The sequence below is a fragment of the Rouxiella sp. Mn2063 genome, from assembly GCF_049319665.1.
Taxonomy (GTDB): Bacteria; Pseudomonadota; Gammaproteobacteria; order Enterobacterales; family Enterobacteriaceae; genus JBMOUD01.
In genome coordinates, this window is record NZ_JBMOUD010000012.1 from 65,807 (window position 1) to 79,548 (window position 13,742).

Annotated in this window: 13 protein-coding genes; 7 read left to right on the forward strand and 6 right to left on the reverse strand. The window is 46.5% G+C overall.

The genetic code is table 11. The features are described 5' to 3' along the window. Nucleotides 1-303: 303 nt before the first annotated feature. On the forward strand, nt 304-894 hold the full coding sequence (locus ACL9RG_RS16780) for a Yip1 family protein (protein WP_422793774.1): 591 nt from the start codon (nt 304-306) through the stop codon (nt 892-894). A gap of 42 nt (nt 895-936) precedes the next feature. Here the strand turns inward: ACL9RG_RS16780 and dld are convergent, their stop codons facing one another. Beyond that, nucleotides 937-2,649 (reverse strand): D-lactate dehydrogenase, encoded by a 1,713-nt coding sequence (dld, locus tag ACL9RG_RS16785; protein ID WP_422793775.1) that lies wholly within the window; start codon nt 2,647-2,649, stop codon nt 937-939. Between the two features lie 215 nt (nt 2,650-2,864). Here dld and phnC point away from each other — a divergent pair, with 215 nt between their 5' ends. The 4 genes from phnC (at nt 2,865) to phnE (ACL9RG_RS16805) (ending at nt 6,588) form a co-directional block, all read left to right on the forward strand. Further along, complete coding sequence (gene phnC, locus ACL9RG_RS16790; protein WP_422793833.1) at nt 2,865-3,701, forward strand: phosphonate ABC transporter ATP-binding protein; 837 nt, start codon at nt 2,865-2,867, stop codon at nt 3,699-3,701. Nucleotides 3,702-3,792: 91 nt separating this feature from the next. Then, the gene (gene phnD / locus ACL9RG_RS16795; protein ID WP_422793776.1) at nt 3,793-4,725 is read left to right on the forward strand and encodes a phosphonate ABC transporter substrate-binding protein; all 933 of its coding nucleotides are present in this window, start codon (nt 3,793-3,795) and stop codon (nt 4,723-4,725) included. An 82-nt stretch (nt 4,726-4,807) separates the two neighbouring features. Then, nucleotides 4,808-5,671, forward strand: coding sequence for a phosphonate ABC transporter, permease protein PhnE (phnE, locus tag ACL9RG_RS16800; protein ID WP_422793777.1), 864 nt, complete (start codon nt 4,808-4,810; stop codon nt 5,669-5,671). Then, nucleotides 5,671-6,588 carry a phosphonate ABC transporter, permease protein PhnE gene (gene phnE / locus ACL9RG_RS16805; protein ID WP_422793778.1) on the forward strand — a complete coding sequence of 306 codons (918 nt, stop codon included), beginning with the start codon at nt 5,671-5,673 and terminating at the stop codon, nt 6,586-6,588. Before phnE (ACL9RG_RS16800) ends, phnE (ACL9RG_RS16805) begins: the two co-directional genes overlap by 1 nt. Before the next feature lie 82 nt (nt 6,589-6,670). Here the strand turns inward: phnE (ACL9RG_RS16805) and ACL9RG_RS16810 are convergent, their stop codons facing one another. Then, nucleotides 6,671-8,050: an NAD-dependent succinate-semialdehyde dehydrogenase gene (locus ACL9RG_RS16810; RefSeq protein ID WP_422793779.1), complete on the reverse strand. Its 1,380-nt coding sequence runs from the start codon at nt 8,048-8,050 to the stop codon at nt 6,671-6,673. 448 nt (nt 8,051-8,498) lie between these two features. Between ACL9RG_RS16810 and ddlA the strand changes: the two genes are divergently transcribed. Next, nucleotides 8,499-9,596 carry a D-alanine--D-alanine ligase gene (gene ddlA / locus ACL9RG_RS16815; RefSeq protein ID WP_422793780.1) on the forward strand — a complete coding sequence of 366 codons (1,098 nt, stop codon included), beginning with the start codon at nt 8,499-8,501 and terminating at the stop codon, nt 9,594-9,596. Between the two features lie 71 nt (nt 9,597-9,667). Here the strand turns inward: ddlA and ACL9RG_RS16820 are convergent, their stop codons facing one another. The 3 genes from ACL9RG_RS16820 to bhsA form a co-directional block, all read right to left on the reverse strand. After that, nucleotides 9,668-10,882, reverse strand: coding sequence for an MFS transporter (locus tag ACL9RG_RS16820; protein WP_422793781.1), 1,215 nt, complete (start codon nt 10,880-10,882; stop codon nt 9,668-9,670). A gap of 225 nt (nt 10,883-11,107) precedes the next feature. Then, a complete protein-coding gene (locus ACL9RG_RS16825; RefSeq protein ID WP_422793782.1) occupies nt 11,108-11,314 on the reverse strand; it encodes a multiple stress resistance protein BhsA in 207 nt (68 codons plus the stop codon). A 177-nt stretch (nt 11,315-11,491) separates the two neighbouring features. After that, nucleotides 11,492-11,749 carry a multiple stress resistance protein BhsA gene (bhsA, locus tag ACL9RG_RS16830; protein WP_422793783.1) on the reverse strand — a complete coding sequence of 86 codons (258 nt, stop codon included), beginning with the start codon at nt 11,747-11,749 and terminating at the stop codon, nt 11,492-11,494. A gap of 559 nt (nt 11,750-12,308) precedes the next feature. On the opposite strand from bhsA, the gene ACL9RG_RS16835 reads away from it, so the two are divergent. After that, nucleotides 12,309-12,950, forward strand: coding sequence for a TetR/AcrR family transcriptional regulator (locus tag ACL9RG_RS16835; RefSeq protein WP_422793784.1), 642 nt, complete (start codon nt 12,309-12,311; stop codon nt 12,948-12,950). 88 nt (nt 12,951-13,038) lie between these two features. On the opposite strand, the gene ACL9RG_RS16840 is transcribed toward ACL9RG_RS16835, so the two are convergent. Beyond that, nucleotides 13,039-13,677 (reverse strand): DapH/DapD/GlmU-related protein, encoded by a 639-nt coding sequence (locus ACL9RG_RS16840; RefSeq protein WP_422793785.1) that lies wholly within the window; start codon nt 13,675-13,677, stop codon nt 13,039-13,041. Between the last annotated feature and the right edge of the window lie 65 nt (nt 13,678-13,742).

The following is a 13,742-nucleotide window of genomic DNA, read 5'->3' on the forward strand; positions in this document are numbered from 1 at the left end:
AAAGCCCCTGCCGGGCGCTTCCGCATTCTGATTATGTTGCTATGCAGTAAAAAAGCGACCGAACCGCCACCATAGTGATATAAAACCAGCGTAAATTATTTCGCGCGATGCCGAGCGTTCGGCAGCTTTCCGCACATTTCTAAAATGTGCATCCTCCCCCGTGCAGGGTATTTTTTATCCACTATACTTACCTTATCGCCAACTTTACTGATGCCCTGTTACGGCTTCTACCCTCAGGGTAAACAGAAAGCTGTTCAACTTACGCTTAACGCCAGCGATAGGTGTTAGACGAAGGGGATTATCATGGTCAATCATGTCTGGGGGCTGATGTCGCGTCCTGGCCCCGAATTGCAACGCATCCAGCGTGAGCACGAAACCGTTCAACACGTTTATTCTCATCATGTGCTGCTGATGGCGGCTATCCCGGTACTTTGTTCATTTATTGGCACCACACAAATCGGATGGAACTTTGGTGACGGAGATAATGTGCGGATAAGCATGTTGACCTCTGCTTCGATTGCTGTGGTTTTCTATCTATTGATCTTATGTGCAGTGGCGGTCATGGGGAGGATTATCCACTGGATGGCGCGCCGCTATGACAGTCGCCCAACGCTAAGTAGTTGTATTGTCTTTGCCGGTTATGTGGCAACGCCGATGTTCTTAAGCGGTATTGTGGCGCTATACCCACTGGTCTGGTTGTGCTTGTTTGTCGGGATTATTGGCCTGTGCTACAGCGGCTATTTGCTGTATTTGGGTATTCCAAACTTTCTTAATATTGACCACCGAGAAGGCTTCCTGTTTTCCAGTTCAACGCTGGCGATGGGGGTATTAGTGCTGGAAATCTTATTGGCACTGACAGTGATTATGTGGGGTTATGGTTCTCAACTGTTTTAAAGTAACGACTTATCTCATCATATAAAAAATAGGTTGGTACGGTTACTGCCAATTTTTGATTTTACTGGTTTTACCTATGCCAGGATTAAAGCTATTGGTTGGATCAGCCTTTTGGTAGAAGGCTTGCAGATGTGGTTTTGCCAGATACAAATGACCGACGTTATGTTCCGCCGGATATTCTGCACCTTTGCTATCGAGCAGCTCTAGCATCTGATGCTTAAGCTTTTTAGTGTCGACGCCTTTTCTGACAATATAGTCTTGATGGAACACATGGCACATAAAGTGGCCGTAATAGAGTTTACCGACGAGTTGTAAATCTATCTCTGGCGGCAAGGTTTCAAACCAGTCGCTTTCATTGCGGCGCAGGGCGATATCTAGTGCCAGAATGTCTTCGACTTCATCTTCATGGACGGCGTGGTAACGCACCGCAGCTCCCGCAGCGGCAAAGCGGTGTAGGAAGGCTTTTTTCCCTTCATCTTCGCTACAGACGAAATATTCCCCTTCGTGTTCGGCGAAGAATTGATTAAGGAATACTTCGGCTTCATGAATACCTTCACCGGACATTTTTAATAGCAGATGATGCTCAAAACGGTCGCGATAGATTTTCATCCGCGGCGGCAGGTGGTTGGGTAATACGCGGCTAACGCATTGCATCACGCGATCGCTGAGGTTTTTCGGCAAGAAAGGCACTTTGCCGATATGCGCGTCAAACTTTCCTTTGGCCGTAAACATATCCGGCATTTTATCGGTGCCGAGTTTATCGATCATCATGAACATGTCTTTGCCGTAAACCTCGGCAATATCAAAAATATCCCGGTGCATATATTCGCCTGCTACCGGCAAATTATTAAAATCACTCAGAATACGACGACGTAATTCGGTCAATACTGCCGTTTGATTGGTGCCAATATAGAAGACCTGCTGATGTGCTTCCGCTGGGAAAGTATCAAGGCGCACGGCGAATATTGCTAATTTACCTGCGCAGCCCGAGGCTTCAAACAGGCGGCTTTGGTCGGCATTAAAGCGGGCGGGGGTATCGGCATCAACATCACGTACGCGTTGGGCATAATCTTGCGCGGAGGCTAAAGCTTTACCGTACTCAATATCGCTGGCGCTATATTGTTTCTTATCCAGTCGGGTGAGGATCTCTTCTGGTGACTCACCCAAATGAATACCCAAATGGTTAATCAGCTGCAATGTCCCGTCGCTGCCAATTTGTGCATAAAGTGCTAATTCGGTATAAGCCGGGCCACGTTTGACCAGAGAACCGCCGGAATTATTGCAGATGCCGCCAACCACCGATGCACCAATACAAGAAGAACCAATCACTGAATGCGGTTCACGCCCGTAGGGTTTGAGCAACTTTTCTAGCTTATAAAGGGTGCTGCCAGGGAAGCCTATAACTTGTTTTCCCTCATCCAACACCTGAATAGTGTCGAGCTTGAGCGTGCTAAAAATCACAATATCGCGATCGTAATCTTCGCCGCTTGGGGTCGAACCTTCGGTCAAGCCAGTATTTGCCGCTTGCATAATCACGATTTTGTCGGCTTCGACGCAGGCTTTTAAAAGCTGCCATTGTTGTAACAAGGTTTGAGGGAAAACTACGGCCAGCGCATTGCCGCCACCGGAGCGAAAACCCCGTCGATAGCGTTCTGTTTCGCTTGGGCGCGTCAGCACATGGCGGCTACCGCTAATCTGTTTTAGGCGGCTAATTAACGCCTGATTGGCTGGACTGTGCTGTTCTTGAAGGCTCATTTTCTCTCCCTTGTTTTTGATATCGACCCTGGGCCTGATGCTCTGTCTATCATAGGAGTAAATTCCCATGAAAGAAGAGGATGGCCATTTTTTGCTGTGATATCGGTCAAATAACGACCTCTTAGTCACGATTTGGCCATTAAAGCATCATCAATGTGTCATGAAACTCCCGCTTAATAAACGCCATTACGTTCAAGTCACCGAGAGATACCATGATGGCGCAAGCGCAGCTGAAATTAGCACCGACTGAATTTACTCAGGCAGTGCCACAATTGCAGAACAAAGTTCTGGATGTGAAAGGTCTGACTAAATCCTATAAAGCCGGTCGTCGTGTTTTGAACGACATCAGTTTTGATTTACACGCGGGTGAATTCGTCGCGGTGATTGGTCGCTCCGGTGCGGGTAAATCCACATTGTTACACGTACTCAACGGCACCCTGCCTTTAAGCGAAGGTAGCGTTCTTTGCCAATACGAAGACGGTGAGCAGCACCAGCTGGCTGGACTTAGCGGTAAGGCATTGCGTCTTTGGCGTGCAAACTGCGGCATGATTTTCCAGGATTTCTGCTTGGTGCCGCGTTTGGACGTGCTGACTAACGTGCTGCTTGGCCGCTTGAGCCACACCTCAACCTTCAAATCTTTCTTTAACCAATTCGACGATGAAGATCGAGCTCGCGCGATTTCATTGTTGGAGTGGCTGCATATGTTGCCGCATGCGTTGCAACGTGCTGAGAACTTGTCTGGTGGTCAGATGCAGCGTGTGGCGATTTGCCGCGCACTGATGCAAAACCCGAAAATTTTGCTGGCCGATGAACCTGTTGCCTCATTGGACCCCAAAAATACGCTGCGCATCATGAATGCTTTAAAGAAAGTTAGCGAAGAAGGCATTGCCGTGATGGTCAACCTGCACTCGGTTGAGTTGGTAAAAGATTTCTGTACCCGGGCAATTGGTATAGCGCACGGCGAGATTATTTTTGACGGTCATCCTGACCAGTTGAATGACGCCATTTTGCACCAACTTTATGGCGAAGAGAGCGATGCTGTTGGTCTATAAGGCTAGAGCTCATAATAGAGTAAAAATTAATATTAACTTTAAGCAACATTTTCTTTTCACCTTTTAATCATCTACACAAGGTTATTTATACATGAAGAAGCTATTACGTCTGGCAGTATTCGTCGCAGGGGCTATGGCTGCAATGAATAGCATGGCGGCAGATGCTCCAAAAGAATTAAACTTGGGTATTTTAGGCGGACAGAACGCAACGCAGCAGATTGGCGATAATATGTGCGTCAAACAATTCTTGGATAAAGAATTGAATGTCGATACTAAAATGCGCAATTCATCAGATTACTCTGGTGTGATTCAAGGTTTATTAGGTGACAAAATCGACATGGTATTAAACATGTCTCCGTCAGCCTTTGCCTCAGTTTATATTAATAATCCGAAAGCTGTAGATTTGGTCGGTATTACCTCTGATGACACTGACAAATCTACTGGTTACCACTCAGTGGTATTAGTTAAAGCCGATAGTCCGTACAAAACACTGGCTGATTTGAAAGGCAAAGCCTTTGGTTTTGCTGACCCAGATTCAACCTCTGGTTATCTGATCCCGAACCAAGCTTTCCATAAAATGTTTGGTGGTAACAGCGATAACAAATACAACAATACCTTCTCTAGCGTGACCTTCTCTGGTGGCCATGAGCAAGATATTCTTGGCGTATTAAACGGTCAATTCGCCGGTGCCGTTGCCTGGTCTTCGATGATCGGCGACCAATCTACAGGTTGGACTGCTGGTGCTTTCACTCGCGTTATGCGTATGGGCCATCCAGACCTGATGAAGCAAGTGCGTATTATTTGGGAATCGCCAATTATTCCTAACGGCCCAATCTTAGTACGTAGCGATTTGCCAGCTGACTTTAAAGCTAAGCTGGTTACAGCAATCAAAAAGCTTGATACCGACGATCACGCTTGCTTTATGAAAGCTGCGGGTGGCTCATTGCATATTGCTGATACCAAATTGGCTGATTTCCAGCATATTATCGATATGAAACGCGAATTAATGAACGGTTCTCGATAGATTAATTAATACGTACAAACATTACTCCCCTGAGAGATATTTCTTTGGGGAGTAATGCTATGTCTTATAGGGAAATCCTATTTTGAATACCGACTTTCATCATTACTACCAGCAGATAAGAAATAAGCAAAAACGCGAGGCACTGGTTTGGTCAGGGCTGATGTTAGCGCTTTATTTATGGTCAGGTAATATTGCAGAATTTAATCTGAAGACCGTATTGGTCTCCGCACCACACTTTTTTGATTATATCGGTCAGACTGTACCGGTATTGCATTGGAATGTTTTATTTGCCGATGGACATACTAAAGGTTCATTGGCTTACTGGGGATATCGCCTCAACATCCAACTACCGTTAATTTGGGAAACTATTCAACTGGCGATTGCCTCAACAATACTCTCAGCGGCCATCGCTGTGGTATTGAGTTTTGTCGCTGCCAGCAATACAGATTCAGCAAAATGGCTGAAATTCTCAGTGAGAACTTTTGTGGCCTTTTTACGCACCATGCCAGAGTTGGCGTGGGCGGTGATGTGTGTAATGGCGTTTGGTGTGGGGGCGATTCCAGGTTTTATCGCCTTGACGCTGCACACGCTCGCCAGCTTGACCAAACTCTTTTACGAAGCGGTCGAAACTGCCTCGGATAAACCGGTACGCGGACTGAAGTCTTGTGGTGCTGGTCGCCTACAGCGCATTCGTTTTGCACTATGGCCACAGGTACAACCTATTTTTGCTTCTTACAGTTTTATGCGTCTGGAAATCAACTTCCGTCAATCAACCATCCTTGGATTGGTTGGGGCGGGGGGGATAGGACAGGAACTGATGACGTCTATCAAACTTGACCGTTATGATCAGGTCAGTATTACCTTGCTGATGATTATTATTGTAGTGTCAGCGATGGATTATATCTCCGGAAAACTAAGAAAGCGCATTGTAGAAGGAGCATTCTGATGCTGACTGAATCCCTTAGCTCCGCAGCTGTCGCCGAAATCAAACGTAGCAATCCCGAGTTGTTTAGTGCCCAGCGCCGTTATTTGCGCAGTCTGGCATTGATGGGGATTGCAGTATTGGCTTATTACCTGTTTTTCTTCCATTTCTATGGTATCCCGTGGGCAACCACGCTACATGGCTTATCCGAAATTGGCCGCTATTTTATCCGCATGTTCGTCTGGCAGAATGTCTCGCAGTGGCCGTTTATGTACTACTTCTCGCAAGTAGGCATCACATTAGCGATTGTTTTTGCTGGTACCATTACCGCCACATTTTTAGCGTTGCCACTGTCATTTTTGGCGGCGCGTAACGTGATGTCCACGCCGCTATTAAAACCTATCGCGCTAATCGTACGTCGTGTTTTGGACGTGTTACGTGGGTTAGATATGGCGATCTGGGGGCTGATCTTCGTGCGTGCTGTCGGGATGGGACCGCTGGCCGGGGTGTTGTCGATTCTGGTTCAAGACTTAGGGCTGTTGGGGAAACTCTATGCTGAAGGTCACGAAGCAGTCGAACGATCGCCAAGCCGTGGATTACGTGCTTTAGGTGCTAATCCGTTGCAAACACATCGTTTCGGTATCTTTACCCAATCTTTCCCTACTTTCCTAGCGCTCTCGCTCTACCAGATTGAATCCAACACCCGCTCTGCGGCGGTATTGGGTTTTGTCGGGGCAGGCGGCGTCGGTTTGGTTTACGCCGAAAATATGCGTTTATGGAACTGGGACGTGGTGATGTTTATCACCATCATTATGGTGGTTATTGTCATGATCATGGATAAAATCTCCTCCATGCTGCGCGCCAAGTACATCAAAGGTGAAGATATTCCGGTTTACGAAGATGTGAATAAGCGCCCAAAACCGATGGCGGTTAAGCACTAAGACTATGCAAATGGTGTTAATCGTATAACGAAACCGGGGCAGAGTTAGCCCCGGTTTTTCATTTTATGTTATCGATAGACAATTAAGAGCTGGCTGCCAACACCACCAGTTTCTGATTAACAAACTCTTTAATGCCCAAATCTGACAGTTCGCGGCCAAAGCCTGAGCGTTTAACACCGCCGAAAGGCAATTCTGGAGCGGTGTTGGTTAGCGAGTTGACATAAACCATGCCGGTTTCAATTTGTGTTGCCAGTTTACGAGCGCGCTGCATATCTTTGGTAAACAGCGCGCCGCCGAGTCCGTAGTGTGAGTCATTCGCCAGTTTCACCAGTTCCTGATCGTCTTTTACGACGTATATTTGTGCCACAGGCCCAAAGAACTCTTCAAAGTAGGCCGGATTGTCGCGAGTGATATGCGTCAGAATGGTAGGTTCAAAGAAATTGCCAGGATTATTGCTAACGGCTTTGCCGCCAAGATGCAGCTTGGCGCCTTTTTTCACCGCGTTTTCAACCTGTTTGCCAAGTGTCTTCTGCGCTTCGGCAGAAGAGAGCGGCCCCAGCGTCGTCTGCTTATCCAACGGGTCGCCCATTTTCAGCGCCTTAAAGTGTGCGGTGAGTTTTTTTAGGAACTCATCGGCGACTTTTTCATGAATAATAAAACGCTTAGCGGCGGTACAGACCTGGCCAGCATTATTGATACGCGCCATCGCCCCTATTTTGGCCGCTCTGTCGATATCGGCATCATCCAATACGGCAAAAATATCGTTGCCGCCAAGTTCCAGGGTCGATTTTTTCAGTTTGTTGGCCGCTTGCGATGCCACGATAGCTCCGGCTTTTTCCGAGCCGGTTAACGCCACACCTTGTATCCGGTCGTCAGCAATAATATTGGCAACCTGCTCGGTAGAGATAAACAGGTTGGTATAAGCGCCTTTTGGTGCACCTGCATCACTGACCAACTTTTCGAAGGTTTCCGCACAGTGTGGAACAATACTGGCGTGTTTAGTGATAACGCTATTACCCGCCGCCAGATTTGGGGCCAGGACGCGCATTAATTGGTAGAACGGGAAGTTCCAAGGTTCAACGGCCATAATTACGCCGATAGGACTATTTTCTACCCAGGCTTCACCTAACTTGGATGGATAGGGCACCGGTTTGAGAAATGCCTCGGCGTTATCGGCGTAGTATTTCGCAATCTCGGCGCACAGCTTCACTTCACTACGGCTTTGCTCAATCAGTTTACCCATTTCGACACTGACGATTTCGGCCAACTCTTCCACTCGTGAGGACATGATCTCCGAGAGTTTACGCAATACTTGCAGGCGGGGTTTTATGTCACCTTGCGCCCAGTCGGATTTATATAACTGATGCGCAGTTTCCAGTGCTTGTTCGATGTGTTGGCTGTTATGAGTGGGATATTCTTTGATCAGTTTATTATTGAAGGGGTTAATGGTTTGGTATGCCATGTCTTGCTCCTTGTTTTGCCGGCGAGTGCGAAGGTTGTTCTCTTTACAGCAAGCCTGAATTGAGGTGCATTGGCCCGTTATTGTTGCCGGGAATATTGTTCAGTCTAGTAGATAAAGAGGCGTTATTTTTCCGCTGTTTATTTTTGGCAACACTTCATTTTTGATGATTCTTAAACGGTTTCTGTTGTTATGCGCTGTGTAAGGGATTGAAGCTCGTTATGCATTTTGTCTGATTTACTTAACTTTTCTTTTGGCGTGGAAATTAAGCAATTCGCTTCCTCTCATCGCTAAATGATCGACGAGTGATGTGTTATCAGACGGTGGAGAGTGGACAAGTACATCAATCTTTCATTGAATGTGGCGCAAAGCTGTTTATTGTCGATTAATCACAGTAAATTAATGGCAATAAAGAATTTCTTAGAACAGCACAAAAATTAAGGGGTTGTAGGTGAGTAAAGTTCGCGTGGGTATTATCTTCGGCGGTAAATCGGCCGAACACGAAGTGTCGCTGCAATCGGCTAAAAATATTGTCGATGCGATCGATAAACAGCGCTTTGACGTGGTATTGCTGGGCATTGATAAACAGGGCGAGTGGCACATCAATGATGCCAGTAACTACCTCATTAATGCTGAAAACCCAGCGCTGATTGCGCTTAATCGTTCTAATCAACAGGTCGCGTTGATCCCTGGCCAAGAACATGACCAATTGATCGATACCAGCAATGCTGCGGCGTTGTCACAGCTAGATGTGGTTTTCCCGATTGTTCACGGCACGTTGGGCGAAGATGGCTCGCTGCAAGGTTTGCTGCGTATGGCTAATATTCCTTTTGTGGGTTCGGGCGTTTTGGGCTCTGCGGTGAGCATGGATAAAGACGTCACCAAACGCTTGTTGCGTGATGCAGGCTTGCTGGTTGCTCCTTTTGTCAGCGTAACCCGTGCCTCGCGCCGTCAATACTCCTTTGAGCAAGTGGTTGAAAAACTTGGCCTGCCGCTGTTTATCAAACCGGCTAATCAAGGCTCATCAGTAGGAGTGAGTAAAGTTACTGACCAAGCGGGCTTTGATAAAGCATTAGATTTGGCGTTTGATTTCGACCACAAAGTGCTGGTGGAGTCGGCGATTAAAGGGCGTGAAATCGAATGCGCGGTGCTGGGTAACGAGCATCCGCAGGCCAGTGTGTGCGGTGAAGTGATCCTGCATGATGATTTTTACTCGTATGACACCAAATATATTAATGAATCCGGGGCGTCTATCGCTGTTCCTGCCGATTTAACCTCTGATGTACAAGAGCAAATCCGCGCTATTGCTTTGCAAGCATTTCAGGTTCTGGAATGTCGTGGTATGGCCCGCGTCGACGTCTTCCTGACCGAGTCAGGTGATGTGGTAATTAACGAAATCAATACATTACCTGGCTTTACCAATATCAGCATGTATCCGAAACTGTGGGGCGCGAGCGGCTTAGGCTATAGCGAATTAATCACTAATTTGATCGAGCTGGCATTGGAACAGCATCATCAGGATGCTCAGCTTAAAAGCTCGACGCGCTGATAGTCATTCCCCTTTTAGCTAAGGGAAAAACAAATAAAATGGGGCAAAAATGTGCCCCATTTTTCATCTCCTTACGCTGAGTTTTTTCCTACTCGGGTTAAGTGCAATAGCACGGCACCGATTGCCAGCGACAAGCCAGACATTAACTCCATCGCCAGTATTGGCCCAAGATAATCGGCTAAACCTCCCGCCAGTATCGATATTCCTCCTACCGTTAGAATTTGCCAACGCCACGCTCTGGCGCTCGCTGAACTGATATGTTGGCGAGAAAAGTTGGCTAATAACCCGAATGTCACCAGTGCGTAGACCACGTTTGAAGCCAAGTGCGCGATGAAAATCAGCCCAAGTGCCAGCAGCGCTATAGGTGAAAAGGGCAGCAGCCAATAGCAACCGAGAAAGATAAGTAGACAGCACAATAAGAGCTTATTGTTATTGGCGTAATTTTTCAGGTTATCAGCGGGCAATAACAATGGTCCACATAACTGGCCTAATCCACGAGCCAGCAAAAGAGGCAAAGCCATGCTGGTAGCGGTTTCTGTGGGCAGCGATCTTGCCAGCGCTGGCATCAATGCCATTGCGGGCGTGCCGACTGATGCCAACATCGGCAGCATCAACATGCTGCGTTGTTGCAACGGCGATAACTTTCGCCACGAGATTGTGCTGACTGCATTGTCTTGATCTTCTTCCTTCAGCTGCTGTTTGTCCGGCTTTTTGCTGGCCGCTGCGAGAAGCGCAATGGCCAGGATAAAACTCAGTGCATCGAGTGCTAATAGCATCAATGGCGGCAAGTGACCAAAAATCAGCACGCCGACGCCAATACCGACCACTACATTTGCCGCAAAAACCAATGTTTCTAGCGCCGTTGCCGCCGGCAGCTCCTCTTCACGTAGATGATATTTTAATAACTGACTCAGCGCGGGGAAGGACATTCCACCAGAGAGTGCAGCGACTGATTGAGCTAGCAACAGTGAGGTACTCTGTTGATGTAATACTCCCCATCCTAGAAATCCTAAGCTGAATAATCCTATCGTTTCCGCCAGGATCAAGATCTGAAAGGGGGATAATCGCTTACAGAGTTTTTCGCCAATAACACTGCCGAACCAGCCAGGAAGGGTAGAAAGGGTATAGGCCAGGACTAATGTTAGCGCTGGAGCCTGCCATTCAAGCAGCAGTCCCATTGTTAGCACCAGTGTTAAACCGCTGCCCAGAGAAGAGAGAAACAACCCCGCGGCCAATAATTTTAGCCAGCGATAGTGGCGCAATGCGCGCAGCAAAGCGATAAGCATAAAAAATCCTCATAAAACAACAAAACGCACCGTGCCGAAAAGGCAAAGCGACAGAAAAAACCGTTGTTATGAGGTTGATTTACATTGGTAGGATTTTTACAGGTAATCAATGAATAGAATAAAACTAGCACAGACTATCAGCGGAAGAAAATCCAGACATGAAAAAGGCGGTAATAACCCGCCTCTTCTTCATACGACTTGGTACAGATTGTTCAATTCTATCTATTAATAACGTTGCATGTGACGTTGAACAACTTTGTTGCTTTGTTGATCGCTACTTGCCATAGGATTCTGGTCTTGGCTCGATGAAGCCGTCACTGTCATCACATTTTGATTATCACTAACCGCTGATTGCACGTTAGAAGCAGCGAATGTAGTGAACGATGCGCTAACCAGCGCAATAGCAGCGAGAGTCATAGTTAAGTTTTTCATGATCTGCGTTCCTTCTTTTTTGATAGCCACTTAGTCCTCCGTTAACGACCTGATGTCGTTTATCTCTCGAATGACTAAGTGATTATCTGGATTTACAAACTTTTTTGTTAATCTATTCTTGTTAATCAATAAGTTACTGCGTGATGAGTGACAGGGCTAATTTTTCAACGCTAAACCTTATTTATAGATTTCAGCGGTACCGTACAGGTAGTTGTCACCACCGGCAGAAATAATGCGGTATGAGCTTGCACCTTGTTTTTCAGCTTTAGCGGCCAGTTTGTGTTCCAAGCTGCCTAAGTCATTGCCTGCAGTTGCACTTACTACGCCAATGCTTTGTTGGCCTGCTGGTGCAGATTGAACTTCTGTTGCAGCAAATGTAGTGAATGATGCAGAAGCCAGTGCGATAGCAGCGATAGTCATAGCGATGTTTTTCATGATGTTTACTCCAATTTAGATAGTGTTTGCTGAATCTGTTTAGTGACTTATTCAGCTTTCTGATTACGTCGTCGTTATTAGTTAACGTTCGATAATTAAATGTTAGACTTGGATCACATCCGACGCAACACATTTTTTTATCAATCGTTAACTAATTGTGCTGATCGCAATTTATCCAAAAAAACATGCGTGAAAACATTATCTTTCCGATGCTGCTATTCCTGTCACAACAATAAGGTTAGCTAGGAAGGTATTTTGGCTATCGGTTGATGGGTGGTATGGTATTGCTGTCATGTGCCGTTACAGGGCGGCAATATTGATAGCAGGGGGAGCGGTTATTACCATAGTTGTCATAATTGCTAAGATTAGTTTTAAGTTTTTCATGATGTTATGTCTTGATTCTTCAAGCAGATACTTTCGTTGCTTGCAGCGATAATCATTTAGTTAATGATTGATAATTTAATGCTAATCTCCGCTGGACTTATGCGCAACATTTTTTGATAATGATCGTTAATTTATTTGTAAGAAGAATCACTTTGGTGGTTTAGGGGAGGGTGTAATGAGTACTGAACAGACAACACCTGTCCGTAAATGTCGCGGGCGTCCAAAACAATTTGAGCGCGAAACGGCGTTGAAAAAGGCGTTAAATTTGTTCTGGCTTCATGGTTATGAAGCTACGTCACTTGCTGACCTGGTTGAGGCTACCGGGGCGAAGGCACCGACTTTATATGCTGAGTTTGGTAATAAAGAAGGGCTGTTTCGCGCCGCAGTTGAGCACTATCTTGATGCTTTCTATAAAAAAAGCTTCAGACTGCTAGATAGAACGGATTTATCTGTAGAACAGACCGTAGAACAATATTTGCGCACTATCGCGGATATGTTTACTGACCGTGACACACCGAGCGGATGTTTTATCATCAATGCCGCCTCAGGTATGTCTTCTTCTTCAAAAGATATTGCAGAGATGCTGCGTTCACTGCATCTTTCTCAAGAAAGTACGCTGCGTAATTTTTTGGATGAAAAGAAACGTAGCCAAGATTTACCACAAAATATCGACTGTGCGCTGATGGCGAAATATATATCCACTGTCGTGCAAGGGATGTCGGTACAGGCGCGAGACGGCACCAGCAATGAGCAGTTAGCGCGGTTGATTGATTTAGTGATGCACAGCTGGCGGCAACTACTGGCTGTACCGTTATAATTTGTAAAATCAGTAAAGCGCCGGGCGGTTGTTCGGCGCTTTTTTGTTAGTGACATCCTTATTCACTTCGTTATCCCCGCCATTTTCTCTATTGTGATCTATCCCAGCGCTCGCAAAATGCGGCAATATCTTCTGACTGAAATGCATTGAGATTGGCAAACAGTTGTTCTGCAGGCCAGTTCCACCAAGCAATTCTCTGCAAACGTTCAGCAATGTCTTTACTAAAACGCAGGCGGATGAGTTTGGCTGGTACACCGCCGACAATGGTATAAGGCGCGACATCTTTACTGACGACGGCACCGGCGGCCAGAATCGCACCATCCCCAACGGTGACACCAGGAAGCACGGTTACGCCGTGACCAATCCACACATCGTTACCAATAATCACTTTGGCATCGCGGCGCGAGGCGAAAAATTCTGTATCGCGTTTGCCATCAACCACGTAATAGTCGGCGCAGTAGGTGAAACGGTGTTGGGATGCCCGGCCCATCGGATGATTAGGCGCACCTAAGCGGACATTGTTCGCAATGGCAGTAAACTTGCCAATCTCACTATCTGCCACGCAGCAATTTTCTCCGAGATATGAGAAATCACCGAGTAGCGAATACTCAACGTAGCTATTACGCAGAATCTCGCAGGATTTACCAATCTGACTTTCCCGCATTCTGACGCTTGGGTCAATGACGGTTTCAGAGAGTTTTGGGGCGGTGGAGGGATTAACGGACATGCTGTATTCACCTGGTTCGTTTTTATTGAGACAAATTTAAAACGACCAGGTGACACCCTGATTAC

Excerpts from the sequence above, each read along its gene's own strand:
- ACL9RG_RS16780 (WP_422793774.1), top strand. The coding sequence starts at position 304 with ATGGTCAATCATGTCTGGGGGCTGATGTCGCGTCCTGGCCCCGAATTG.
- dld (WP_422793775.1), bottom strand. The coding sequence starts at position 2,649 with ATGAGCCTTCAAGAACAGCACAGTCCAGCCAATCAGGCGTTAATTAGC.
- phnC (WP_422793833.1), top strand. The coding sequence starts at position 2,865 with ATGGCGCAAGCGCAGCTGAAATTAGCACCGACTGAATTTACTCAGGCA.
- phnD (WP_422793776.1), top strand. The coding sequence starts at position 3,793 with ATGAAGAAGCTATTACGTCTGGCAGTATTCGTCGCAGGGGCTATGGCT.
- phnE (WP_422793778.1), top strand. The coding sequence starts at position 5,671 with ATGCTGACTGAATCCCTTAGCTCCGCAGCTGTCGCCGAAATCAAACGT.
- ACL9RG_RS16810 (WP_422793779.1), bottom strand. The coding sequence starts at position 8,050 with ATGGCATACCAAACCATTAACCCCTTCAATAATAAACTGATCAAAGAA.
- ACL9RG_RS16820 (WP_422793781.1), bottom strand. The coding sequence starts at position 10,882 with ATGCTTATCGCTTTGCTGCGCGCATTGCGCCACTATCGCTGGCTAAAA.
- ACL9RG_RS16825 (WP_422793782.1), bottom strand. The coding sequence starts at position 11,314 with ATGAAAAACTTAACTATGACTCTCGCTGCTATTGCGCTGGTTAGCGCA.
- bhsA (WP_422793783.1), bottom strand. The coding sequence starts at position 11,749 with ATGAAAAACATCGCTATGACTATCGCTGCTATCGCACTGGCTTCTGCA.
- ACL9RG_RS16835 (WP_422793784.1), top strand. The coding sequence starts at position 12,309 with ATGAGTACTGAACAGACAACACCTGTCCGTAAATGTCGCGGGCGTCCA.
- ACL9RG_RS16840 (WP_422793785.1), bottom strand. The coding sequence starts at position 13,677 with ATGTCCGTTAATCCCTCCACCGCCCCAAAACTCTCTGAAACCGTCATT.